General features: G+C 44.5%; 23 protein-coding genes and 1 CRISPR repeat array. Of the genes, 9 read left to right on the forward strand and 14 right to left on the reverse strand.

All coding sequences use genetic code 11. The features are described from left to right. Positions 1-9: 9 nt before the first annotated feature. Complete coding sequence (galB, locus tag HMPREF1212_RS16815) at positions 10-2,517, reverse strand: beta-galactosidase GalB (protein WP_046150455.1); 2,508 nt, start codon at positions 2,515-2,517, stop codon at positions 10-12. A 93-nt stretch (positions 2,518-2,610) separates the two neighbouring features. On the opposite strand from galB, the gene HMPREF1212_RS16820 reads away from it, so the two are divergent. The 3 genes from HMPREF1212_RS16820 to HMPREF1212_RS16830 all read left to right on the forward strand — a co-directional run bounded on the left by HMPREF1212_RS16820 (position 2,611) and on the right by HMPREF1212_RS16830 (position 5,079). Then, complete coding sequence (locus tag HMPREF1212_RS16820; protein ID WP_028727885.1) at positions 2,611-3,915, forward strand: anaerobic C4-dicarboxylate transporter family protein; 1,305 nt, start codon at positions 2,611-2,613, stop codon at positions 3,913-3,915. A 157-nt stretch (positions 3,916-4,072) separates the two neighbouring features. Next, on the forward strand, positions 4,073-4,615 hold the full coding sequence (locus tag HMPREF1212_RS16825; RefSeq protein ID WP_046150114.1) for a hypothetical protein: 543 nt from the start codon (positions 4,073-4,075) through the stop codon (positions 4,613-4,615). 101 nt (positions 4,616-4,716) lie between these two features. After that, entirely contained in the window at positions 4,717-5,079 is a 363-nt protein-coding gene (locus HMPREF1212_RS16830) for a thioredoxin family protein (protein WP_046150115.1), read from the forward strand. Here HMPREF1212_RS16830 and HMPREF1212_RS16835 read toward each other — a convergent pair. After that, positions 5,063-5,716 carry a DUF5715 family protein gene (locus HMPREF1212_RS16835; protein WP_369800831.1) on the reverse strand — a complete coding sequence of 218 codons (654 nt, stop codon included), beginning with the start codon at positions 5,714-5,716 and terminating at the stop codon, positions 5,063-5,065. The two genes, HMPREF1212_RS16830 and HMPREF1212_RS16835, sit on opposite strands and share 17 nt — an antisense overlap. 173 nt (positions 5,717-5,889) lie before the next feature. On the opposite strand from HMPREF1212_RS16835, the gene HMPREF1212_RS16840 reads away from it, so the two are divergent. From HMPREF1212_RS16840 to HMPREF1212_RS16855, 4 genes are read left to right on the forward strand one after another with little or no spacing between them, the layout of a single operon-like run. Next, complete coding sequence (locus HMPREF1212_RS16840) at positions 5,890-6,897, forward strand: PhoH family protein (protein WP_046150116.1); 1,008 nt, start codon at positions 5,890-5,892, stop codon at positions 6,895-6,897. Between the two features lie 13 nt (positions 6,898-6,910). Beyond that, positions 6,911-7,861: a phosphoribosylaminoimidazolesuccinocarboxamide synthase gene (locus HMPREF1212_RS16845; RefSeq protein ID WP_046150117.1), complete on the forward strand. Its 951-nt coding sequence runs from the start codon at positions 6,911-6,913 to the stop codon at positions 7,859-7,861. Positions 7,862-7,867: 6 nt separating this feature from the next. Beyond that, a complete protein-coding gene (gene ubiE / locus HMPREF1212_RS16850) occupies positions 7,868-8,608 on the forward strand; it encodes a bifunctional demethylmenaquinone methyltransferase/2-methoxy-6-polyprenyl-1,4-benzoquinol methylase UbiE (protein WP_028727891.1) in 741 nt (246 codons plus the stop codon). A 19-nt stretch (positions 8,609-8,627) separates the two neighbouring features. After that, on the forward strand, positions 8,628-9,368 hold the full coding sequence (locus tag HMPREF1212_RS16855) for a shikimate dehydrogenase family protein (protein ID WP_028727892.1): 741 nt from the start codon (positions 8,628-8,630) through the stop codon (positions 9,366-9,368). Positions 9,369-9,593: 225 nt separating this feature from the next. Here the strand turns inward: HMPREF1212_RS16855 and HMPREF1212_RS16860 are convergent, their stop codons facing one another. After that, entirely contained in the window at positions 9,594-10,358 is a 765-nt protein-coding gene (locus tag HMPREF1212_RS16860; protein WP_028727894.1) for a TIGR03915 family putative DNA repair protein, read from the reverse strand. A gap of 7 nt (positions 10,359-10,365) precedes the next feature. Continuing rightward, on the reverse strand, positions 10,366-11,625 hold the full coding sequence (locus HMPREF1212_RS16865) for a putative DNA modification/repair radical SAM protein (protein ID WP_046150118.1): 1,260 nt from the start codon (positions 11,623-11,625) through the stop codon (positions 10,366-10,368). A 68-nt stretch (positions 11,626-11,693) separates the two neighbouring features. Between HMPREF1212_RS16865 and HMPREF1212_RS16870 the strand changes: the two genes are divergently transcribed. Next, positions 11,694-12,521: an AraC family transcriptional regulator gene (locus tag HMPREF1212_RS16870; protein WP_028727896.1), complete on the forward strand. Its 828-nt coding sequence runs from the start codon at positions 11,694-11,696 to the stop codon at positions 12,519-12,521. Here the strand turns inward: HMPREF1212_RS16870 and HMPREF1212_RS16875 are convergent. Continuing rightward, complete coding sequence (locus HMPREF1212_RS16875) at positions 12,516-13,730, reverse strand: multidrug effflux MFS transporter (RefSeq protein ID WP_046150119.1); 1,215 nt, start codon at positions 13,728-13,730, stop codon at positions 12,516-12,518. The genes HMPREF1212_RS16870 and HMPREF1212_RS16875 overlap by 6 nt on opposite strands. A 148-nt stretch (positions 13,731-13,878) precedes the next feature. On the opposite strand from HMPREF1212_RS16875, the gene HMPREF1212_RS16880 reads away from it, so the two are divergent. Next, on the forward strand, positions 13,879-15,051 hold the full coding sequence (locus HMPREF1212_RS16880; protein WP_046150120.1) for a glycosyltransferase: 1,173 nt from the start codon (positions 13,879-13,881) through the stop codon (positions 15,049-15,051). Between the two features lie 3 nt (positions 15,052-15,054). Here the strand turns inward: HMPREF1212_RS16880 and HMPREF1212_RS16885 are convergent, their stop codons facing one another. The 9 genes from HMPREF1212_RS16885 to HMPREF1212_RS16925 all read right to left on the reverse strand — a co-directional run bounded on the left by HMPREF1212_RS16885 (position 15,055) and on the right by HMPREF1212_RS16925 (position 25,911). Continuing rightward, entirely contained in the window at positions 15,055-16,299 is a 1,245-nt protein-coding gene (locus tag HMPREF1212_RS16885) for an ABC transporter permease (RefSeq protein WP_046150121.1), read from the reverse strand. Between the two features lie 15 nt (positions 16,300-16,314). After that, a complete protein-coding gene (locus tag HMPREF1212_RS16890) occupies positions 16,315-17,514 on the reverse strand; it encodes a pyridoxal phosphate-dependent aminotransferase (RefSeq protein ID WP_028727899.1) in 1,200 nt (399 codons plus the stop codon). 96 nt (positions 17,515-17,610) lie between these two features. Then, entirely contained in the window at positions 17,611-18,507 is an 897-nt protein-coding gene (locus tag HMPREF1212_RS16895) for a YitT family protein (RefSeq protein WP_046150122.1), read from the reverse strand. Positions 18,508-18,651: 144 nt separating this feature from the next. Next, positions 18,652-19,008 carry a hypothetical protein gene (locus HMPREF1212_RS16900; protein ID WP_046150123.1) on the reverse strand — a complete coding sequence of 119 codons (357 nt, stop codon included), beginning with the start codon at positions 19,006-19,008 and terminating at the stop codon, positions 18,652-18,654. Between the two features lie 123 nt (positions 19,009-19,131). After that, a complete protein-coding gene (locus tag HMPREF1212_RS16905) occupies positions 19,132-19,653 on the reverse strand; it encodes a DinB family protein (RefSeq protein ID WP_046150457.1) in 522 nt (173 codons plus the stop codon). A 64-nt stretch (positions 19,654-19,717) separates the two neighbouring features. Further along, positions 19,718-20,398 carry an RNA polymerase sigma factor gene (locus HMPREF1212_RS16910; RefSeq protein ID WP_028727906.1) on the reverse strand — a complete coding sequence of 227 codons (681 nt, stop codon included), beginning with the start codon at positions 20,396-20,398 and terminating at the stop codon, positions 19,718-19,720. Positions 20,399-20,431: 33 nt separating this feature from the next. After that, positions 20,432-22,756 (reverse strand): hypothetical protein, encoded by a 2,325-nt coding sequence (locus tag HMPREF1212_RS16915; RefSeq protein WP_046150124.1) that lies wholly within the window; start codon positions 22,754-22,756, stop codon positions 20,432-20,434. Between the two features lie 96 nt (positions 22,757-22,852). Further along, positions 22,853-24,028, reverse strand: coding sequence for an MFS transporter (locus HMPREF1212_RS16920; protein ID WP_046150125.1), 1,176 nt, complete (start codon positions 24,026-24,028; stop codon positions 22,853-22,855). After that, positions 24,028-25,911, reverse strand: coding sequence for an ABC-F family ATP-binding cassette domain-containing protein (locus HMPREF1212_RS16925; RefSeq protein ID WP_028727910.1), 1,884 nt, complete (start codon positions 25,909-25,911; stop codon positions 24,028-24,030). Before HMPREF1212_RS16925 ends, HMPREF1212_RS16920 begins: the two co-directional genes overlap by 1 nt. 108 nt (positions 25,912-26,019) lie before the next feature. Beyond that, a CRISPR array of direct repeats spans positions 26,020-26,305; the repeat unit is 24 nt; unit sequence TATTCTACTAAGTTCAATTAATAC. The last annotated feature ends 1 nt before the right edge of the window (position 26,306 follow it).

Consider the following 26,306-nt stretch of genomic DNA (forward strand, 5'->3'; position numbering starts at 1 on the left):
CAACAATGCTTATCTGCTTATCAACTCGATCCGTGCACTCTTAACTCCCGGAGAAGATGCTTCAAAATAAATCGTTCCCGGAGTTTCTTCGGTCTGGACGATCGCTGTCAGCTGTCCGCTGAAAAGTTTCATCTGCGGTGCCTGGAAAGACTCGAGGCTGGCAGGGTTACCATTGGCTGCCGCCTTGTATGTTCCGGCTCCACGCACATTGAACTTGATCTGGTTGGTGGCATCCGGACAAAGGTTGCCATTCTTATCCACTACCCGTACGTTGATGAAAGAAAGGTCTTTGCCGTCGGCTGTCAGGTTGGTACGGTCGGCACTCAGTTCGATGTGATGAGGTTTACCGGCTGTATGCACTTCTTCTTCGGCCACGGCGTTGCCGTCTTTATCGTAAGCTACTACTTTCAGGGTACCCGGTTCGTATTTGGTATCCATCCACATCAGACGATAGCGTTTCTGGCGCTCGAAGCTCTTCTGGGCGGCTTCGGTATAGCTGCTGTCGATACCGATACTCAGGTCTTTCGTACGTTTGCCCTGGCTCTTTCCGTTGATGAAAAGCTCGGCAGAAGGATAGTTGGTGTAAACGAATACCGGAGTGACTTCGCCTTCACGTCCCGGCCACGTCCAATGCGGCAGGACATGCAAGGTCTTTTCCGCCTTGTTCCAATGGCTGCGGTACAGGTAGTAGCGATCCTTGGGAATACCGGCCAGGTCGATAATACCGAACAGGGAGCTATGGCTCGGCCAGTTGGTGTAATACGGAGTCGGTTCGCCCAGATAGTCGAAACCTGTCCATACAAATTCGCCGATACAGTAAGGCAGGTCTTCATGCTGGATGAAGTCGTCTTCCGGCAGGTTCGACCAGCCGCAATGCTCCACGTCGTAGGAAGAGCTCTGGTGATCGTCGTACACGGCCATCGCCTTACGCTCAACGGGGAACTTATATACGCCGCGCGAACTTACCGTCGAAGCCGTTTCGCTTCCCAGGATGATCTCCTGCGGCAGTTTCTTATAATTCACCTGGTATTTGAACGGACGGTAGTTGAATCCGGCCACTTCCATCACGGCGGCAAAGTTGTTGTTTACCACTGCATCCGGAGCATCCATCCCCTGAGTCACCGGACGGGTCGGGTCTTCACGATGGCAGATGTCCTGCAGGAAGCGGGCGATCTTGGCATCGCCTTCGATCCACTGGTTCGGCACTTCGTTACCGATACACCACATTACGATACTCGGATTGTTGCGGAAGTTATGGAGCAGGTTGACCATATCTTTTTCAGCCCATTCGTCGAAGAACAGATTGTAACCGTTCTTACATTTAGCCACGTTCCATTCGTCGAAGCTTTCGGCCATCAACATCATACCCATTTCGTCGCAGGCTTTCACCAGGTCGGGAGCCGGCATGTTGTGCGACGTACGGATCGCATTACATCCCATTTCTTTCAGGATACGGATCTGACGGCGGATAGCTGCGTCATTGACAGCTGCGCCCAACGGCCCCAGGTCATGGTGGTTGCATACGCCTTTGAACACGGTCTTTTCACCATTCAGGAAGAAACCTTTACCCGGAATGATCTCGATCGAACGGATACCGAACGGAGTCGAATAGGTATCTTTCAGTTCTGTCCCGTTCTTATACAGACGGCTTTCAGCCACATAAAGGGCGGGCATATCCGGCGACCAGAGTGTCGGTGTATGAACGATAAATTCCTGGTCGACCGTACCGTTATTATACTTGATATCCGTCAACGGCATTGTAGACTCGACCAACTTTTCCCCGTTCGGGTTCACCAGGCTGGTCTTGACAGCGTATTGCTTGGGATCGGCACCTTCCGGCAGATCGACCTTCGTATTTACATTCACCTTGGCAAACTCCTTGCTGACAGTAGGAGTTGTCACGAATGTTCCCCAAACCGGGATATGGGCATCTTCCGTTACGATCACATGTACGTTACGGTACAAACCGGCACCGGGATACCAACGGGAAGACTCGGGCAAGTTTTCCAGGCGGACAGCCAGTGTATTCTTCTGTCCCGGTTTCAGGTACTTTGTAATATCGAAATGGAAGGAGTTATATCCATACGGCCAATAACCTACTTCCTGTTCGTTGATATACACTTTAGCGTGGCTCATAGCCCCGTCGAACAGGATAGTAGCCTTCTTTCCCTCAGCAAACTGAGGTACTTCAAACTGGGTACGGTACCATCCCACGCCGACAAAAGGCAGACCGCCTGTACGACCGGCATGTTCCAACGCCTCTTTCTGACCGTCTTGCGAAATAGCCACTTCCTGCTTGTCGTTCTGGGAGCTGAACGGGCCGTAGATAGCCCAGTCGTGCGGAACCGTCACCGATTGCCACTTACTGTCGTCGAAAGCGGGTTTGATAAAGTCGGGGTTATCTTCGCGGGTAAACTTCCAGTTTTTCTCTAACAGGAATTCACTGCGAACCTGGGCGGATAAGTTAGTTACCAGTCCAAATAACGCGACTAAAATAAGGGAATTGAATCTTTTCATGCGCATTTTAAATGTATTTGTAGTTCTTAGCGCAGCAAAAATAACTAAATTTGTAGCCTTTACAAACTAAATCTACATTAAGAGTTATAGAATATGCTGATTCAACTTGCATTCGTATTAATTGCTATTATTATTGGTGCCCGTTTGGGCGGTATCGGTCTCGGTGTGCTGGGAGGCCTTGGGTTAGCTGTGCTGACTTTCGTTTTCGGGCTCGAGCCGACTTCCCCGCCTATCGACGTGATGCTGATGATCGTTGCTGTCATCGCGGCCGCCAGCTGTATGCAAGCTGCAGGGGGGCTTGATCTGATGGTTAAATGGGCAGAGAAACTCCTCCGGAAGAATCCTTCGAAAATTACAATATTAAGCCCGTTGGTCACCTATATTTTTACATTCATTGCGGGGACAGGGCACGTGGCTTATTCCGTATTACCTGTTATCGCCGAAGTGGCGACCGAAACAAAAATACGTCCCGAACGTCCGCTGGGTATTGCCGTGATCGCTTCACAGCAGGCTATCACCGCCAGTCCGATCTCCGCTGCCACGGTAGCATTACTCAGTATGCTGACCGGACAGGGGTTCAATATCTCCTTATTCGATATCCTGATGATTTCCGTACCCTGTACATTGGCCGGTGTATTAGCCGGGGCTTTCTACTCGTTGCGTGTCGGAAAGGAACTGGAAGATGATCCCGAATTTAAAAGACGTATTGCGGAAGGCGAATTTACTACCCAGAAATATGTACTGAAAGACGTAAAGAACCAGAAGGCGGCCGGTTGGTCGGTAGCTATCTTTATATTGGCAACGATCGGTATTATCCTGTTCGGTTCTATCGAAAGCATTCGTCCGGTATTCAACGGTACCTCTTTGTCGATGGCCTATATTATCGAAATATTGATGTTGTCGGCTGCGGCAATCATTCTGCTGGCTACCAGAACCGACGGTATCAAAGCCGTACAGGGTTCCGTTTTCTCTGCCGGCATGCAGGCTGTCGTGGCAATCTTCGGTATTGCCTGGATGGGTGATACTTTTATCGGAGGAAATATGGCGGAACTGAAAGGTTCCATCGAACAGATCGTGACGGCTATGCCCTGGTTGTTCGGTATCGCCCTGTTCCTGATGTCTATCCTGCTGTTCAGTCAGGCCGCAACCGTACGTGCTTTACTGCCTTTAGGCTTAGCACTGGGGATATCACCTTATATGCTGATTGCCCTTTTCCCGGCCGTGAACGGTTACTTTTTCATACCAAACTATCCGACCGTAGTTGCCGCAATCAATTTTGACCGTACGGGAACTACGCATATCGGAAAATATATATTAAATCACTCATTTATGATCCCCGGACTGATCGCAACCGGCGTTTCTGTAATGCTTGGTTTACTTCTTATCCAGCTATTCTAATTGTAATAAACATACTTAATAATCAAAAAAAGAGAGATTCTAACACTCACATTATTATCGTTTTAGAAGGAAAAGAATTATCTTTACTCCTGTTCTAACAGGATTTTATTGATTATGAATATCCGTTTTCTGACTATTCATTTAGTATAATCAAGACATGCGTATTTTCAACGGAGAAGTAGAAAATTTTAAAGTATTACAACACTCAACGGCATCTGATCAGGAAAACATCCGTACTTTCCTGACACATCATTCTATTGTATACGTAGCATCAGGTTCGATTTATCTGATGGATAATGACTCCGAGTTACTCATAAGGGAAGGTGAATTATGTCTCTTCTCCCCCGGAGTCTATTTTTCTTCAGAGTTGACCTGCAACAATAAGTATTCCATGTTCGCCCTCTTTTTTAACCAGTGGACGGCACAGTGCATTCTCAGATTGCCGGGAATAACCGATATTCTAAACGAGCAATGCAAGTTAACCTCCTGTAAGGAAATACATATCATTCCTAAGGAAAATATCTTCCACAACTTTTTCGATTCCATTCAATTATATCACAAACTGAAAAAAGAGGTGAAGGATGAAATGATACCGATCAAGTTTGCCGAACTGATCTATATATTACTGGATAGCCCGCATAAACAAACGGTATTGTCTTTCCTGTCGGAAGCGGCCATGAACGACAAAATAATGCAATAAGAATTACTCGGGGAAAATAGACAATAATATAAGTGATATTGCTATCTCATTACCCGCCTGTCTGATGTAACTTTGCATCATCAAATTAAAACAAGGAGTATATGAAACCCATTGAATTGACAAAAGCAGATTTTATTCAGAAAGTAGGTAACTTTGAAGCGGATCCGAAAGACTGGAAATATATAGGAGACAAACCTTGTATCGTAGATTTCCAGGCTCCCTGGTGCGGTTACTGCAAACGGCTCGACCCGATACTGGAAGAGTTTGCACAAACTTATGAAGGACAGTTATACATCTACAAAGTAAATGTGGATAACGAAGAAGAACTGGAAACGGCATTCAACATACGCACGATCCCGACGCTTCTTCTATGTAAAATGGACGGAACAAAAGAACTCATGCTGGGTACTCTTCCCAAACATGAGCTTAAAAAGGTGATCGACAACCTTATTTCCGTACAGTAATGTGAAAACATCCCTGCTTGCGTTCGTGCTTTATATAACAACGGTCAGCTTTTCTCTGATCACGAAGCACCGACGCAAGTACCATTTTCAGACGGTCGTTATCGATATTCAGCGTATCTTTTTCATCGATCTTCGTATAACGCACCCATGAAATATCGAAAGTAGTCCCATAGCGGTGGGCCGAGTTCATGGAGGCATTATAATTACGTTTCCCCAGTTTCTTTACATCATCCACGGTGCGGGTAACGCTTGTCACTTTCAGTTTATAAAGTGAAGCGTTCAGATTATATAAAGAATCCTGGAAGTTGCGTCCGATATCTTCCAGCAAAGTAGCTGCTTCGGGGATAAGGTACGGGATGGAATGTTTTAACTCTTCTACCTCATAGTAGTCGCAGGTCTTGATCTCTTCCATCTTTTTAGATGCGTGTTCCGCTTCTTCCCGGTTACTGATCGGTTCGATACCTATTTTTTGCGCAACCGCCAGCTGCACATCGTTCAGATCATTAAAATCGCGATTATAACTACCGTTATACCAAATGGTTTTCAACTCACCACGTTTTTCTTTACAGGAAGGAAGCGCTGTTACTGATAGGGCTGCAAACAGGATCAACGCTAAACCAAGTATTTTTTTCATCATCTTTTTACTATATTATGAATACAAAAATAGGACAATTATTCAAATGTATTCCTACAATAGTAAATAAAAAACGTAAGTACGTACCAACGGATTAAGAATATTACTAATTTTGCGTACCTGAATAAAAAGGTAGGATAAAACATAAAAACTATAAGGAAAAAGGAAAAGAACGGATGATAGAACGAATATATATTCTTGAAAGTGTAGACCCGGTTATTTTTTACGGTGTGAATAATGCGAATATGCAACTGATTAAAACGTTGTTCCCGAAACTTCGCATTGTGGCCCGCGGAAATGTGATGAAAGTAATCGGAGACGAGGATGAATCCGAACTATTCCTGAAAAAGATCCGAGAAGTTGAAAAGTACTGCGAGGAGTTCAATTCCCTGACAGAAGATGTGATCCTCGATATTATCAAAGGTAAAGCTCCGACGGTCGTTAAACAGGAAAACCTGATCATTCATGGAATGAACGGCAAAGCGATCGTTGCCCGCACCGAAAACCAGCAATTACTTGTAAAGGCATTCGAGGAAAACGACCTCGTATTCGCCACCGGCCCCGCCGGAACAGGTAAGACATTCGTCGCCATCGCCCTTGCAGTCAAGGCTCTGAAGAACAAAGAGATCAGAAAGATCATCCTGAGTCGTCCCGCCGTTGAAGCCGGAGAAAAGCTGGGATTCCTGCCGGGAGAGATGAAAGACAAGCTCGACCCGTATCTGCAACCATTATACGATGCCTTGCAGGATATGATACCGGGAGCGAAACTCAAAGAGTATATGGAAAATAACGTGATCCAGATCGCACCGCTCGCCTTTATGCGCGGCCGTACGTTGAACGATGCCGTTATTATCCTCGACGAAGCACAGAATACAACGACCCACCAGATCAAAATGTTCCTGACCCGCCTGGGCATGAACGCCAAGATGATCATCACAGGTGACGTCACCCAGATCGACCTTCCTCCTACTGCCACCTCCGGACTGATACAGGCGATGCAGATATTGAAAGGAGTGAAAGGGATCGGCAAAATCGAATTCGACAAGAAAGATATTGTCCGCCACAAACTGGTGCAGCGCATCGTTGAAGCGTATGACAAATTCGACGAAAAACGACGCAGTGAGACTAAGGCCCACTCGCCTAAAACAATAGAAAAGAACAATAAACAATCAGAAAACAATTAAAAATAAATTGGTCATGAAGAAGGCGTTAGTTAGAACAGATTTCAATTTCCCGGGACAGAAGAGTGTCTATCATGGAAAAGTACGCGACGTGTATAATATCAACGATGAAGTATTGGTTATGGTTGCAACCGACCGTATCTCTGCTTTCGACGTTGTTCTGCCGGAAGGTATTCCTTACAAAGGCCAGATGTTGAACCAGATTGCCGCCAAATTCCTTGACGCAACCACCGATATCTGCCCGAACTGGAAAATGGCTTCACCCGACCCAATGGTTACCGTTGGTGTACAGTGCGAAGGTTTCCCTGTTGAAATGATCGTACGCGGTTACCTTTGCGGTAGCGCATGGCGTGCTTATAAGAGCGGTGTTCGTGAAATCTGCGGTGTGAAACTGCCGGAAGGAATGCGCGAAAACCAGCGTTTCCCGGAACCGATCATCACTCCGACAACAAAAGCGGCTATCGGTGCACACGACGAAGATATCTCTAAAGAAGAAATCCTGAAACAAGGACTCGTTTCTGAAGCAGACTACGCCGTTCTGGAAAAATATACAATGGATCTGTTCATGCGCGGAACTGAAATCGCAGCAAAACGCGGCCTGATCCTGGTCGATACCAAATACGAATTCGGACACCGTGACGGTAAGATCTACCTGATCGACGAAATCCATACCCCCGACTCTTCCCGTTATTTCTATTCTGAAGGTTACGAAGAACGTTTCGCCAAAGGTGAACCGCAGAAACAACTTTCAAAAGAATTCGTTCGCGAATGGTTGATGGAAAACGGTTTCCAGGGTAAAGCAGGACAGGTGGTTCCGGAAATGACTCCGGCTATCGTGGAAGGTATCAGCGAACGTTACATCGAGCTGTTCGAGCACATCACCGGTGAGAAATTCGTGAAAGGCGATACAGACAACCTGTTGGCCCGCATCGAAAAGAACGTAACAGAATATTTGAAAAATAAATAAGAAAAGATGAAATACGGTTCAGAACAGATATTACCTTACAACGGAGAAGAACAGAAGAGCACACAAGTCAGACGTATGTTCGACTCGATTGCAGGCACGTATGATCTGCTGAACCATACGCTCTCGTTCGGAATTGATAAAATATGGCGCAGGAAGGCGATTGCTTCCCTGCGTCCTTTTTCTCCACAATCCATACTGGATATTGCCACCGGAACAGGCGACCTCGCCATTTCCATGCACCGCAAGCTGAAAGCCCGGCAGATTATCGGAGCCGATATCTCCGAAGGCATGATGCAGGTGGGACGCGAAAAAGTGGCCCGGGCCGGTTACTCGGAATATATATCATTCGAACAACAAGACTGTACGGCGCTCACCTACCCCGACAATTCGTTCGACGCCGTAACTGCTGCATTCGGAGTACGCAACTTTGAAAATATAGAACAGGGTATCTCAGAGATGTACAGGGTGCTGAAACCCGGCGGACATGTAATGATCCTGGAGTTCTCCACACCGGAACATTTCCCGATGAAACAACTCTACTCCATCTATTCAAAGACAGTTATTCCATTTATCGGCCGGCTGCTATCGAAAGAAAAAACAGCTTACAGTTACCTGCCGGCTTCTATCAAGGTGGTTCCGCAAGGAAAGGTTATGACCGGACTACTCACCCGCCTGGGATTTTCCGAGGCACGGGTTCGTACCTTCACCTTTGGAATTTGCTCGTTATACACAGGAACTAAAGAATAAACAAATACTAGAAAAGGTTATGCAGAAATATGGTTTATTGGGATATCCACTCGGGCACTCGTTTTCCAAAACTTATTTCAACCAGAAGTTTGAGGCGGAAAAGATCGATGCACAATATGTGAATTTCGAGATCCCGAATATCAAAGACATCAAAAATGTATTGAAAGAGAATCCGGATTTGAACGGTTTGAATGTAACGATTCCTTACAAGGAACAGGTTATACCTTATCTGGACGAACTCGACGAAGATGCCCGCCTGATCGGTGCGGTAAATGTGATCAAGTTCACGAAAGGCCTTTTCGGTAAAAAATTGAAGGGATACAATTCCGATATCATCGGATTTAAACAATCGATCGAACCGTTATTGAACGAGACTCACCGGAAAGCGTTAATTCTCGGTACCGGAGGAGCTTCAAAAGCGGTGTTCCAGGGACTAAAGCAACTGGGAGTCGGTGCGACACTGGTTTCACGCAAGCCGAAAGAGTTTTGCATCACATACGATGAGATCACTCCGAAGACAATGGAACAATACACGGTGATCGTCAATACGACCCCGCTGGGAATGTTCCCGAATATCAACAACTGTCCGGATATTCCTTACGACCTGCTCACTCCCGATCATCTGCTATACGATTTATTGTATAATCCGGATGAAACTCTTTTCATGAAAAAGGGGAAAGAAAAAGGAGCCGTCGTCAAGAACGGACTCGAAATGTTGCTTCTTCAGGCGTTCGCCGCCTGGGAAATCTGGCAGAAGTAAGAAAAATTAAACACGGAGGCTTTCTCACAGTGAGAAAGCTTCTTTTTTGTATCTGGAAACCTTCTCTCCGTGAGAAACTTCCAAATTCATCTTTTGGGCCCTTTCTCACAGTGAGAATCCTTTATTTTTTCCTTTTGGAGTTTTCTCACGGTGAGAATCTTTCCCAGAGATTTTTTGAGACTTTCTCACAAAGAGAATCCTTCCCTGAAACTTTTTGGAGCTTTCTCACTGTTTTTCCGTCATATATTTCCAGAAACGAACGGGCATATGCTGGCGGTGCAGTTTCGGGTTCAATCGTTCCTTGATGGCGATCGATTTAAAATAAGCCTTCCACATTTTCTGAAAAAGCTTTTCATCTTTATCCATGATGCTCTCCCCCAGAAAACCGGAAAGCAGGTGAGCTTCTTTATGCTCGAAACGCACTTCGACAGCTTCCGTCAGATCATAATAAAAACCGTACTCGCGTTTCAGATCATACACCAGCCATTTCTGGTCGCCGAAACGATCTTTCAGATGGGGAATAATCAGGGGCAATACATTATACAGAGGTTCTACGGCTGCAAAGAATGTCCCGTCGGCTGCTTTCTGGAAACGGAAGAACTGCATGTTACGAAGCCGTTCGTTGCTTACCTTCTTCCAGATCTTAGCCAACTCCATCACATCGGGATCCCCGAAATTCAATTCAATAGAACGAGGATGATCGATGGCCTTACGGATATAGCGAAACATGAGTATATCGACTTCGGGCAACTCCGACAGCCAGGTAACAGTCAGCATCGAAAGCGAAGTAGGCGATAACTTCTTCTGAAGACCTTTCCAGACCCTGTCTGCTTTTTCACTGTCCGAATAAATCGTTACCGTCTCCTCGCAGAACAAAGGCAACGGCTCTCCCTCCATCGCCAACGCATCCGGGAATGATTTACGGACATAGGCATCAAAGACAGCCGTTAGCAATCCTTCAAATGTTTTATCGTAGATGAAAACTGTCATGTTGTTATTATTCGGGGAATTGCAAGGTTAATTGCCGTTCGTCTGTTTTCTTCTTTCCTTTTTGCAATAGAATATGGCGGACATTCTCCGGGCTCAGTTCGTTCACTGTCCGCATCGGCAGTTCGTTGCAGGTGATAAAATACTGGGCTTTCTTCATTACGACTCCGATCTTCTTCAACTGGTCGGCCCCCAAACGACCGTAACGGCGAGATACGACAATCAGCTTGGCCGACTTCACTCCTATCCCGGGAATCCGGAGAAGCATTTCAAAATCCGCCTTATTGATATCCACCGGGAATGCCTGCGGGTTACGCAACGCCCAAGATAATTTCGGATCGATCTCCAGATCCAGATCAGGATAAGCGTCATTCACGATCTCATCCACCCGAAACTGATAGAAACGCAGCAACCAGTCAGCCTGATACAAACGGTTTTCGCGCACCAACGGCGGCTGCTTCAACATCGGGAGACGTGTATCGTAATCATTCACCGGGATAAAGCCGGAATAATAGACCCGCTTCATGGTCGGCCGCTGATAAAGAGCCGACGAGAGACGAAGGATGTCTTTATCCGTATCAGCCGTTGCGCCTACAATCATCTGCGTACTTTGTCCGGCCGGGGCAAAACGTGGAGCATGACGGAACCGCTTACGCTCTTCCGCACTCTGCAGAACCCCCTGCTGGATATAACGCATCGGAGTGAAAACGCTTTTGAAATCTTTTTCGGGAGCAAGTACCTGCAAACTTTGTTCGTTCGGGATCTCTATATTCACACTCAAACGGTCGGCATACAGCCCGGCTTCGTTCACCAGATCCTGACTGGCTCCCGGAATACTTTTCATATGAATATACCCATTGAAACGATGCACCAGGCGCAGGTCTTTGATGGCGCGTACCAGACGTTCCATCGTATAATCCGGACTCCGGACAACGCCCGAACTCAGGAATAGTCCCTCGATATAATTGCGGCGGTAGAACTCGATCGTGAGATTGACCAGCTCCGTAACAGAAAGTGTAGCCCGCGGCAAATCGTTGCTTCGCCGGTTGATACAATAGGCACAATCGTACATGCAGGAGTTGGTCAGCATGATCTTCAGCAAAGAGATACACCGTCCGTCTTCCGCAAAACTATGGCAAATCCCCCACCCGGCCGCACTCCCGATCATTCCACTTTTCTTGGAACGGGAAGTACCGCTTGAAGCGCAGGATACATCATATTTAGCCGATTCTGCTAATATTTTCAGTTTTTCGAGAACACTTTCATCCATTTTTTTACCGGGATTTGCCAGACAAAAGTAAGGAATTTAGAACTATCTTTGTGGTAAAATCTGATAAAATGTATTTAGATAATATCCCCGTACATAGCCTCGAAGAAAGCGATTTCTATGTGGTCGAACCAATCGAAAACTGCGACATGTTGAACTTTAGCGGATCACATTGCCACAATTTCTACGAGCTGTTATTCTTCACTGATGTCGAACCCGGCGACAGCCAAAGTATCGATTTCATAGAATATCCGCTATGCCCCAACCAGATCTATCTGCTTCGGAAGGGACAAGTGCATACAATGAAACTGAGAGGACAAAAGGGATTTCTATTTGCAATCAGTCCCGAGTATTTTGAAAGACTCAGCCTGCATATAGAAAACTACGCCGACTATACATTTCCGGATCAGCTTTCCCTTCCGGAAAAAGAAGCGCCTGCCATCCGGAAACTGGCCAATCTGATCTACGACGAACATGAGAACCTGCACCGGAAAAGCTTGCTGAATTCCTACATGCACGCTTTCATCACACACCTGATGTTACTTTGTACGGATCGTCCGAACGAACAGGATATGCGTGTAAACAAAGTCCTTTCGCTGATCGACGAACACTTTATCCATGAACGTTCAACAGAGTTTTATGCCGGCCAGATCATGCTCAGTAAAAAGCGACTGAACGATCTAACAAAAAATGCCGTCGGCCACACAGTTAAACAACTGATTGACCAACGGCTATTACTGGAAGCCAAACGAATGATCAGTTACGGCAGCCAGAGCTTTAAGGAGATCGCTTTCCTACTCGGTTTCAGCGATGCCTCCTATTTCACCCGTTTCTTTAAAGAACAAAGCGGCTCCACTCCCGAACAATTCAGGTTATCGCTCAAAAATGACTTGTTATGACCGAACCTTTATCATGCTCAAACGCCGTCTCTTCTCCACAAACAAAAGAACGAACGGAACCAGGGCGCAGACAAACAACCCGCTCATCATCGGCACTACGGAATTGTTTTGCAGGAAACTGATTATCGCCGACAAGATCCCGGTAAACAATAATTGCAGGAATCCCATAAAAGCGGAAGCAGCTCCACTATCTTCTTTAAAGTAAGACAAACCCAAAGATGTCGTTGCCGGCAATAAAACACCGATCGGAATCAGGTTCAGGAAAATCAGCACGAGTAGCGGAATGACAGAGGTCGAATAAAAAGCACTTGTCAGTAATAAGACATTGATCAGCAGTTGAGAGGCAATAGTTAACCGTACCAGCTTCTTCAATGTCATATACTTCTGAAGAATGTCCACAATATAACTACCAAACAATAATGCAAGCGCGTTTATTGCAAAGATCATACTAAATATATTCCCGGAGAATCCGCCTTTTTCCATGATCAGGAAAGGAGCATTGGAAACATAGATCATCAGACCGCCGTATGCCATACTTCCGATAATGGTATAAACCATGTAAGGCCAGTTCTTCGTCACCCGGATATACCCTTTTGCCATTTCCATAACCGAAGGCATCCTGTTCTTCTCTCCCCCTTTAACCTGTACCGGTTGACTCTTAGGCAGAAAAGCCCAAACCAATAAGACCGTGCACACTCCCAATATTCCCATCGCATTGAAAATACCATGCCAATGCCATTGTTTCAACAGCAGATTACCCATCGTCGGAGCTATGATCGGAGCAAGTCCTGAAATGATCGCCAACAAAGAAAAGACTTTTGTACGCTGTTCATTCACAAAGAAATCATTAACGGCAGCACGTCCCACCACTACACCGGCACAACCTCCGAACGCCTGTAAAAAACGGATCACCCATAATTGCTCGATCGATGTTGCATAAATAGAAGCAAACGAACTCACTGTAAATAAAGCAGTAGCCCATAAGATCGGATTCTTTCTTCCGTAATAATCGGAAAGCGATCCCCAAAACAATTGCCCGAGGGCAAAACCTGCCAAAAAGATAGACAGAGATATCTGTACTTCGCCCATAGACACCTGCATACTTTCAGCTATATCCGAAAAGGCCGGCAAATAAAGGTCTATACTCAAAGGTTCCAATGCTGCTAATACAGAAAGCACCAAAACCACAACTCCCATTTTTCTGTTCATAAAATTATTCCAGTTAAAATTACCGCGACAAAAGTACGCCCTTCTTCCCGGCGGGCTTTTACAATAATTGCACATTTACTGGGATAATATGGTAATTAAGCAGGAAACATGTACATTTGTACGTTTTTTTAAATACACTGCTTCAATAATGAGAGACTTACTTATATTCAATAACATAGAACTGATACTTGCAGGTACGATCGCAGGTTTATTTATCATTCAACTTTTGTATTACCTCGTGACTTACAGCCGTCCGCTGAAAGAATCCAAAAGAAACGATACGGAGAAAAAAGAGGCCCAGCCGGCTGTTTCCGTTATCGTCTATGCAAAAAATGAATCCGAGAACTTAAGAAAACACCTCCCGTCTTTATTAGCTCAGGAGTATCCCGAGTATGAAGTGATCGTCGTGAACGACGGTTCGACGGATGAAAGCGACGAAGTATTGAAAAAGCTGAAGAATGATAACCAGCACCTGTATCACACCTATATTCCGGAAGATGTAAAATACCTGAGCCGGAAGAAGCTGGCACTGACTGTCGGTATCAAGGCGGCTCATCATGACATTCTTCTTTTCACGGAAGCCAACTGCGAACCGATCAGTAAGAACTGGATCTCCACGATGGCACGCAATTACAATAAAGAAACCAGCATCGTACTGGGCTTCTGTGCCTATGGCAATCATAAAGGATTCCTCCATAAACTGGTTGCTTATGATAACCTGATGAGTGGCCTGCAATATATATCGGCCGCCCTCACCCGCCACCCTTATGTAGGCAACGGGCGTAATCTTTCCTACAAAAAAGACTTATTCTTCGCGCATAAAGGATATTATAAATCGCTGAGCCTTCATGCCGGAGACGATGACCTGTTCATCAACGAATCGGCAAACAGTAAAAATACACGGGTGGAATATTCTGCCGAAAGTATCACGGAAATGGCTAAAATAGAACGCTTCAGTATGTGGAAAGAGATGAAAGTGTCACGCGCCGCCACCCACCGGCATTACAAAGGAGGGACACTGACTTTCTACAGGATGGAAAGTTTTAGCTACTTCCTCTTTTTCCTGACTGTCATTGCTGCTATCGTCACAGGAATTTTCGGCAATTGGTTGCTATCCGTACTGGCTGGCTTATTATATATTTCCAGGTTTGCCGTAAAAGCGACTGTTCTTCATAAATCGGCTCTTTTGCTACAACAAAGACCGGTAACAGGCTGGCTGTTTTTCCTCGAACTTATTCTGCCCTTATTCAATTTGTATGTAAGGATTTACCGTGCATTCCGTGGGAAAAACGACTACACATTCCGATTGGGAAACAAATAAGGATTATTCAAAACGGATACTCTTAGCCGGATCGATCTTTGTGATCAGGTAAGATGGGCCGAGCATCATCAGCATGGAAGCGCATAATGTGCCGATATTCAGCAGAACCAACGAGAGGATATTCAGATCGATGGGTACTGCATCCAGGTAATAAGTAGAGGGATCGAGGGTTATAAGATGGAAATGAGACTGTATCAGGCAGATAGCAATACCGATCACATTCCCCCAAAGCATCCCTTTGCCGATAAGGAAAAAGGAGATATAAAGAAAGACTTTACGGATACTGGTATTGTTTTCCCCTAAAGCCTTTAAGATTCCGATCATATTAGTCCGCTCCAATATAATGATCAGCAGACCGGAGATCATGGTAAATCCGGCGACAGCAAAAATCAGGACAAGTATCACCACCACATTCACATCCAGCACATCCAGCCAGTTAAAGATCATGGGATTCATCTCTTTTATCGAACGGACAAAATAAGTATTCCCCTTACGATCCTGCTTTTCTACCAGATCGAAATACAGGTCTTCAGCCACCTGATCCAGATCATCATAATTATCGACCAGCAATTCCAAACCGCTGACCTGATCCTTTTCCCAACCGTTCAATCGGCGAACCTGCTTGATATCGGCCAGGACAAACAACTTGTCATAATCCAGAAAGCCGGTTTCATAAATCCCCGTAACAGTGAATTTACGGGCACGGACATCTTCCTGCACAAAATAAGTCAGGACAGAGTCCCCCATTTTGAGTCCAAGTAGATCAGACAAGTATCTGGAAATAATAATATCGGTAGAATTCTTATTCGGATTAATTGAAAGGATTTCCCCTTCTTTCAGGTTATTACGAAAAAACGACCAGTCATAATCCGTATCGATACCTTTCAGGACAATTCCCTGAAAATCACTGTCGGTCTTCATTATGCCCATCTTCGTAGCATAAGCTTCTACATGATGAACTCCGGGAAACGAATGAAGTGCCTCGAGCAAAGAGTCGCTTACCGCTATCGGAGTCGACTCGAAAGAGCTGTTATTATCAAAGTTAGTGATCTGGATATGGGATCCGAAACCGATCACTTTATTGCGAACTTCCTTCTTAAAACCAATGACAATAGCCACAGAAAGGATCATCACCGCCAAACCGAGCGCAATACCGATCATGGCAATACGCACAGCAGGAGGTGTGACCTGACGATCACCCTCCTTGCTGAAATGAATTCTTCGTGCTATAAATAGTTCTAAGTTCAATTCATCTATCCCTTTTTATAAAACTCTTCCCGGATATGCCTCCAGTGCCTTTGCCAAAACAACCAGTGCATTGGCCAGGTCTTCCTTTTTCAGGACGTAAGCAATACGTACCTCGTTCTTTCCCAGACCGGGCGTCGTATAAAAACCGGAAGCCGGAGCCATCATAACTGTCTGTCCTTCATATTCAAATTCGTCCAGACACCAGGCACAGAACTTGTCGGCATCATCGACCGGCAGTTTGGCTACGGTATAGAATGCACCCATTGGAATCGGAGAATAACAACCCGGAATACGGTTCAGTCCGTCGATCAGGAATTTACGACGTTCCACATATTCGTTGTACACCTCCAGCATATATTCTTCAGACGTATCCAGTGAAGCCTCGGCAATGATCTGTCCGACCAGAGGAGGGCTCAAACGCGCCTGACACCATTTCATAACATTTTCCTTCACCATCTGGTTCTTCGTGATCAGCGCACCGATACGGATACCGCACTCGCTGTAACGTTTCGAAACAGAATCGACCAGCACCACATTATTCTCTATCCCTTTCAAATGGAAAGCCGAGATATAAGGAGCACCTGTATAACAGAACTCACGATACACCTCATCCGAGAACAGGAACAGATCGTATTTCTTTACGATATCACGAATCTGATCCATTTCCTTCTGCGTGTAAAGATAACCGGTCGGGTTATTCGGGTTACAGATCAGGATCGCTTTCGTACGCGGTGTGATCAGTTCTTCAAACCGCTCCACTGAAGGAAGGGCAAACCCCTCATCGATAGAAGAAGGTACCGTCTTAATAACCGCTCCGCTGGAAATAGCAAATGCCATATAATTGGCATAAGCCGGTTCAGGAACTATGATCTCATCCCCCGGATCCAGGCAAGCCATAAAAGAAAAGAATACAGCTTCCGAACCACCGGTAGTGATAATAATATCCTCAACATCTACATGGATATTGAACTTCGCATAATACTTCACCAATTTCTCACGGAAACTACGTATTCCCTCACTGGGAGAATACTCCAGAACCTTACGATCAATACGGCGCATGGCCTCCATCGCGACCTCAGGAGTAGGTAAATCCGGTTGACCGATATTCAGATGGTACACTTTAGTACCCTTTGCTTTAGCCTTGTTGGCTAGCGGAACGAGTTTTCTAATGGGAGAAGCCGGCATGTCTACTCCCCGTTGTGAGATATTAGGCATTATGTACTAATAATTTGTAAATATATCTTTCTGTTCAATTGTAAAATGCTACAAAAGTAACGTAAGTTGTGATACCATGCAAATATAATCACAGGATTATATCCCGGGACGAGGCGAATCTTTACTTGCGTGCATCGTAGAAATAAAGGCATTCGGATCGATCTCTTTGATCTCGTCTTTCAAGCGCGGCATGTCTTTACGTTCGGCAATCGTAAAGATAATCTCTTTCTCTTTTCCTTCATACATACCCCGTCCATGCAGGAAAGTACCACGCATACCCATCTTACCGACAATAAGATCCTTGATTTCTTGCGTCTTTTTCGACACGATAAATACGGCACGGTTCGGGTTCTCCGTCTGGAACATTTCAACCACCTTTCCATACACAAAAATGGTGAACCAAGAATACAAAGGAACAGCCCAATCCTTGAAAACGATCAACCCCAGCAGAACGACAGCCGAGTCCAGCAGAATGATCATATTACTTACTTTCAGATTAGAGTTATTAGCAATTACACGAGCCAGCACATCCGTTCCGGCACTTGTACTCTGCGCTTTAAAAATACACGCTACACCAATTCCCAAGATAGCACCTCCGTAAAAACAGGCGATGAAAGTATCATTCTCCACCAACGGTTCATTTCCACAAAAATACGATAGGGTATCCGTAAAGATGGAGATCAAAAGGAATGTCACAATCGTTTTAGGGCCGGACGACAGACCGATCTTTTTCATTGCCAGGATCATCAACGGGATATTAAAGCACAAGGCGGTAGCACCCATCGGCAAACCATCCGGAAAAATAGAGAAAACCCCTTTCGTTACATAATGTATCACAATGGAAATACCATAACACCCTCCCGGAACAATCTTAAAGGGAGCAAGGAACAGCACATAACTCAGTGCCTGAAGAAAAGCCCCGACCACAATAAAAGAGTAGTCGACAACAGCACTTTTCAAAGTAGCATTAGAAGGAAGACTTAGTTGTTTCATAATAAATATAAACCATTATTTGTTATTTAAGTGTCGCAAAGATATATAAAAAAAGAAGAGACTGCATCAACAATTAATGCAATCTCTTCTATCTATTTTAAGTAACCGCTTCTCGGATGCATTTCCACCCGGATCCTTTCGTTATTAAAGGCTCAAAGCACGGTTATTATTGTTCGTTACATTCAACAATGTCACATATTTGCGATACTGTTCGTGAGTCAACACCTTCTTCATCAATTTCAGATTTCCATAAACAGCCTGACGCATCTTTTCTTCACGTCGTTTTTCACCCGACCGGAGACTTTCACTCTGTTTGTCAAGGAAATATTCATTTATATTTGCTACTTCTTCCGACTGAGAAGGGGTCAATTGTAAATAATGACTCAATTTCTCAAAGTTAATAGCAAACGGTTCTTTACTCACTTTGTTTCGGTTCTCGCGTGCAAAACCTACAGTTGCACATAATAAAATGGCTGCAACAGCCATACCTAAACGTCTCATAATACCTAAACATTAAATTAATAAACCTAAACCCGGAGGCCGCTGCCTCCTTCATTCTTTTCATATTATTGTTTTCATGTATATAACAATATGTTTTACAACATTGTTCACGAACAGGTTTTATTATTTCATCCAGACAATCGGATAGCCTAGAGCCCTTTTAATTGCTTCCATCTCGGCGCTATGCCACATCTCATGCTTGAAGCACCAAGACAAGGCTTCGTACTTTATATCGGCAACGGGATGCTTAAACGGAATTGGTTCAAGGGGGGAGTTCAGGATTTCATCGTTAAGAGTCAGTAGGTTCGCAAGGCAAATATCGTGCACGAAATCCAGTTGTTCCTTTAATGCCGAAGTGGGAACAAAGTCTCTTTCAACAGAACGGTGCAAAGTCCCCATACCATTAAAGATTTTATTATAACGGGCGATAGGTATCTGCCGTTTAATATCTTCATTTACTCCGGTTATCGTTGTAATAGCATGAAAATTCTGTGAAACCAACAAATGTCCGACCTGCCAGGCAAAGTTTGAATCCGTACCTTCCGGAATTGTGTACCATAGCTCTTCCGGCATTTCTGAAATCAGACGGTTTACAAAATTCCGTGCTTCAATGATTTGCTCTCTCAAAAATTCAATTTTACTCATCATAATGTTACTTTTTAAGTTATACATTATAATTAGTGAGTAACAGTGTAGAGATTGTGACAACTCAGTCCAGAAATTTTTCCCAATAATTTTTCCGGGGCAAATCTTTCTCAAACTTCTGATACAGGTCGGCCAGCCGTATCATTTTGGCAACTGTGGTATATTCTTTATCCAGGTCGATAAAAAAGACCTGTTTACAAATCCTGCATTTACAGGTTCCCGCAGGATTATAGAGCGGACAGGTATCGGTCAGGAAATGGCTGATCTTATCAATGGAACGGGAATATATCTTACGGACATTCTCTACCGACATTTCCATGATCTCTCCGATCTCTTTATGAGAAAGCCCTACATTCTCCTTAAAGATAAAGATCAGCCGGGCATCATTATTCAGGCAATGATTCAATGCCGTCAAACACCAGTCGCATCTCTCTTTTACCCATTCCTTCCGTTCCTCATCAGAACCGGAATATTCGATTTCCTGTAAGGCCCTGAATTGTTCCAGCTTCACCAATGTCGCCACTTTTTCATTTTGGGCATACCGTGAAATAGTCCGTCTGGCAATCGTATAAATCCAGGTCGATAATTCAGAATCAGCATTGAACGAAGGCAGACTCTTGAAAACCTCATACCAGACTTCCTGAGCCGCCTCCTTCGCAATCTCCCTGTTCTGAATCATCCGATGGGCAATGGTAGCGACCATTGTACCGTAGTGCTCAACTAAATCTTTGCGATCTACCTCCATTGATAAAATAATTCGTTATTATGAGCGCTATATTCAATTAAAATTCCTAACTACCCTGAACTCACATTTCCCAGTACCGAGCAGTCCCGTTCCATCGACACCTTCCGCTATTCCCACAAATCCGGTATTAATATCCGAGCAATAAAACGAAACTGTTGCTTCGCCTTTTTCGTCCGTAATGACGGAAGGTTGCCATAACAAAGTATTACGGGCATCGGGAGTTGACAATTGCATATCTATTTCGTCCGGTTGGTAAAATTCACGGGCAGCGTAGTAGCCTTTGGCACGCCAAAGGTTGTTCCGACGGAGAAGTTCTTCTTCCGAATAAATAGGACCGTGATAAACGACATATTGTTCGTCTTCCACAATAAACCATTTTCCTCCATCGAAATATTTAGGTTTAATAATTCGATACGTTTTACCCTCTACCGGTTTACTTCGTTCTTCAAGAGGAACGATATTTGCATTGGGACAATAACGGGGGTCATGATGTACCGTATATCCGTCTTTATAATTTTCCAAATGTCCATCCGGGCAGACCCAAGGCATACCTACATCCATCTGTGCCAAGCTATCTAAACGTCCCATAAACTTATCCCTGAAAGGTCTACTTGCTTTACGGGTAACAACTACCTCATCTAGTAAAATTGTACTATCATTACTAACGACCGGCATATCGAGAATCTGTTCTTTTACAGACTGAGAAATATCCATAATAGGGTAATATCTCTGTTTCTTTTTCCTTAGACGATCGATTTGCGGAAAATAATCTTCTATTTCAAGTTGAGGCTTATGTTCATTCGACAACATCGGTTTCAAATATACATAACCGCCTCGAAGTTCCTTCAATATATCCGTACCGACAGTAAAAGAGCCGGTTGAGTCAGCCCATACATACAATGAATTTCCCTCTGCACCGGATATCTGAATAAGTTGTTCCGTCCCCTGCGCCTCTTTCCTCTTTTTCTTACTATGAATAGATTGTATACCTATTATTTCATCAGACAAAAACAGATTTTCATTATCGGGAGCATATTCTATATTCCAGACATACCGCCTCCATCCCTGAGTCAGCAACAATAAATCCATTGCCTGCATACGGTCTTTATTCTTTTCATCGAAATAATAAAACGGATTATGAATCTTTCCACGTATCTGAGAGGATAGATAACAATGCGTCAATATATTTACAGGATCTGCCGGATTGATATATGCCTTATCAAATACACTGAGACCCAGATTCGTTTTCACTGGTACTCCATTCCCATCCGTCACCTTTATTTTCAATGTGGCTTTTTCACGAAGGGTATATGTTTTCTTATCCGGTTCAATATTTATCTGTAGCTTCTTTTCCGGATGCACATAAACCAACCTTTCCGCAACCGGTTGCATATCGCCATTAAACAAGGTAAACTCTGCGATTCCCTGATAAAAGAACTCACTAAGCGGCATTTTTATTTTAAGCCGATCCTTCAATACTCCCTTTGCTACACAGCAAATCATCCCACGAATTTGTCCTACCAGACAAACTTCCTGAGCAGGAGAACCTTCGGTTTGTGAGATAAAAAACTCCAGATTTTTCTTGTCTTGTTTGGATAGGCTTAAAGTCATTCCTTGTGGGCAAATCTCCGGTAAAGAATAACAAACACCATCCTCTAACTCTATCCGGTACTTCTTTTCAGCATCAGGAGTAAAAAAGAAAACCCCCATTCCGTCATGACTACTTTCAAATAGGGTGACCGGAGTATCATCTTGATATAAAGTACCTTTTACCTCTACCGGATATCCTTTGCCATTTGTAGCCTTAAACGCCACACGTGAAGACAAACCCGAAACCAGGTTCCCTCCCTCCGGAAAAACATCAAATCGTAAACTATCTTTTCCTACATCTTCCGATTGTTGATTATCATGAGCTATATTTTTGATAATCCTTACTTTACGTGAAGATATAATTCCTGTTGTGTCGCTATGAAAAGAATGACGGGTATAAGCTTCCAGAAAATAATCACCATCCGCCAGCTTCTCACTGACATAAACATGACCGAATACCATACCGTTTTCTACCGGATATTTCTCTTGCCAAACGATACTATCCTTATTATTTATCATTTGCAGATACAATGTCTGACTTTGATTGGAGAATGTAAAAGACAGGGAATTCAATTGATAAGCTTTAAACCAAAGGTCTTCTCCTGTCTCATAAATACCTTTACTGGTTTGGAGATAGATAAGCTCGGAAGGAAAGGCTGCATATTCTTTATTAATAGAAGTAACCCAGGCCTCATCGACTGTTTGCTGGCAAAAACACGGCAAACAGGTATATGTCAGTAAAAAGATGGCTAACAGAATGTTTTTCATGTACCCGACATTTTACATTATCATTGCAGCCCCAAAAACAAGACCACAGCACAAATATAAACAAAAGAAACAAATCTAATCAGGCAAGTATAAAATTCAATCAACCAACTTATGCTTCTCATACGACGGTCTCACCCACCGCAGATAAACGCAAAGAGACACCAGGCAGCAACCCGATCCGACCAGATAAGCGGTTGCCAGGTTGGCATACGAAGCGATAAAGCCGGCGGCAAGCATTCCGATCCCAACGCCGAAATCAAAAGAAGTCAGATAAGTAGAAGTTGCCGTTCCACGCATGTGATGCGGAGCAACATTTACAAATAGACACTGGATAGCGGGGACACAAATACCAAAACCGATACCGATTGCCAGTGCCGAGGCAAAAAAGACTATTTCATTATGGAACAAGGCAAAGACAGCGAACGAGAGCGTTAGAAAGACCAGTGCACTGATCGAAACCATGTGTATCTTTCCATGATCGACCAGACGGCCGGATATAAGACGAGCCGTACCAACCCCAATCGCCATAAAAATGAAGAAGTAACCGGGATTGGACACATTGATCTCTTTACCGTACAGCACCACAAAAGAAACAACCATTCCATAAGGTATGGCGCTTAACAGATAAGCCAATGCTGTCGGTAAGGCTTTCACAAGTATAAAACGGTCGAGCGAAAAAGGTGGCCTCGGCAGTTTCTCCCGCTTCGGATAACGGATCAGGCTGACAGAACCGACGCCGACCAATGCTATCGCCATTCCGGCAAACACTAAAGGATGAAATCCATATCTATCGTAAACAGCCACGGCAACCAGCGGAGATAAAGACATCGCCAGGTTGATCGTCAATCCATAAAAGCCCATTCCTTCCCCTCTCCGTTTGGATGGAATCACATCGATCGCAATGGTATTCCCGGCAACGGACGTCATTCCCATAAATCCACCTTGTATAAAACGGACAGCCATAATAGTCAGCACCGTCGTTGCAAACAGATAACCGGCAAACATACAGGCAAAGACCATAAAAGCAAACAGATATAACGGTTTGCGGGAAAAACAATCCACCAGATACCCCGAGAAGGGACGGACACATAACAGACCTATCGAGTAACTGGAAAGAGCCACTCCCACCTCCGACGGATCGATCTTCAGCACTTCCACCAGATAAACCGGCATAGTCGGCATCAGCATGTAGAAGGAGAAGTTCATCAGGAAATAAGAGATACAACACTGAATGAAATTCCGGTTCCAGAGTATCGGTTTCGTTTCGTTCATCAGGCTAATTCACTCAGTTCGAGCCAACGCATTGTCTTTTCATCTATTTCGTCGATCACTTTGGCTATGCGTTCCGATTTCGCCATCAGTTCGTCATTGCTAAGGGTTCCGCTGCTCATAGCTGTTTCCAGTTCTGCCTTTTCAGCTTCAAGAGCAGGTATTTCGGATTCTAATGCTTCAAACTCCTTCCGTTCCTTGAAAGTAAGTTTCTTTTTCTGTTCCGTTTGCGGACGGTTATTCTTTTCGGGGACAGGAGCTTGTTTGGGCTGACGGGCAGCTTCCGCTTCCTTCTCCAACTGATCCTGTACCTCTTTCCAGTCGCGGTATTGAGTGTAGTTACCGGGGAAATCTTTCAGGTCGGCATTGCCACGGAATACCAGCAGATGATCGACAACCTTATCCATAAAGTAACGGTCGTGCGAAACAACGATCACACAACCTTTAAAGTTACGCAGATATTCTTCCAGCACATTCAGCGTTACGATATCCAGGTCGTTGGTCGGCTCATCCAGTACAAGGAAGTTCGGGTTACGCATCAGGACTGTACACAGATAAAGACGGCGCTTCTCTCCCCCACTCAGTTTATAAACATAGCTATGTTGTTTTTCGGGAGTAAACAGGAAATAATTCAGGAACTGAGAAACACCCAGTTTCTTTCCGTCGCCCAGATCGACATATTCGGCAATATCCTGTACGACATCGATCACCTTCATCTGTTCGTCAAACTGCAAGCCATCCTGACTGTAATAACCGAAGCGAACAGTTTCGCCCACATCGAAACGACCGCTATCCGGTTCCACTTCCCCCATCAGCATTTTAATAAAGGTAGACTTCCCGGTACCATTATTACCGACAATACCCATTTTCTCGAAACGGGCAAAAATATAATTGAAATCTTCAACGATTTTAATGTTTCCAAAGCTTTTCGTCACATGCTCCGCTTCAAATATCTTCGAACCGATATAGGACGCTTTCACATCCAGGTTCACATTTCCGTTATCCCGTTGCTGCTTGGCTTTCTTCTCCAGTTCGTAGAAAGCATCGATACGATATTTGGCTTTCGTGCCACGTGCCTGCGGCTGACGGCGCATCCATTCCAATTCTTTACGCAACAGGTTATTGGCTCGCTCTACCTCCGTATTCATCGTCTCCATACGTTCCTGGCGTTTCTCCAGGTAATAGCTGTAGTTTCCTTTATATTGGAATATCTGCTGACGATCTATTTCAATGATCTCGCTACATACTCGATCCAGGAAATAACGGTCGTGCGTCACCATCAGGATACTGATATTCGCACGGCTCAGATATCCTTCCAACCATTCGGTCATTTCCAGATCAAGGTGGTTGGTCGGCTCATCGAGGATGATCAGCTCCGGGTCGGTGATCAGGACATTGGCAAGTGCCACCCGTTTCAACTGTCCACCGGACAGATGTTCCACTTTCTGGTCGAAGTTTGTGATCTTCAGTTGTGAAAGGATTTGTTTGGCACGCTGTTCATAATCCCAGGCTTTCAGGTTATCCATACGCATCAGGATATCCTGCAGGTTGGAATGATCGTCACTGGCCATCGCTTCTTCATACTCAGCGATCAGTCGAACCGTCTCATTCGGAGAATAGAAACAGGCCTGAAGAACAGTCAGTCCTTCGGGATAAACCGGTGTCTGCTCCAGATAACCGACACGCAGGTCGTTACGGAACACAACCGCCCCGCTATCATAATCCTCCTTCCCGGCAATGATATTCAGTAAAGTTGTTTTACCTGTACCGTTCTTTGCGATAAGCCCCACCTTCTGGCCTTGTGCAATCCCAAATGTAATATCCTCAAAAAGAACCAAATCGCCGAAGCTCTTGGTCAGTCCGTCTATCTGTAAATAACTGATCATACTGCCTTTTGTACTTTACTTTGAGGGACAAAGATACAAAAAATTGGTGGAGGGATACAATTAAGGCTGTAAACCCCATATTTTAATTCATTCTATATTATATTAGTTGAGACTTGTTTGTTCAATTAATACAATATGTAGTGTGTGAGGGGCAAAACCTGTTCGATGATTTCTATTCTACTAAGTTCAATTAATACGCCCACGACGGCATATACATCAAAGAAAGTTCTCCTATATTTTTATTCTACTAAGTTCAATTAATACCCAGCCTGGCAAACTCTGCCGTTTCCGTTATTCAAGATTTCTATTCTACTAAGTTCAATTAATACGGCATCCTATATATACCCCAAAGGAAAGAGGATTGAATTTCTATTCTACTAAGTTCAATTAATACA

It is taken from the genome of Parabacteroides sp. HGS0025 (assembly GCF_000969845.1).
Lineage (GTDB): Bacteria > Bacteroidota > Bacteroidia > Bacteroidales > Tannerellaceae > Parabacteroides > Parabacteroides gordonii.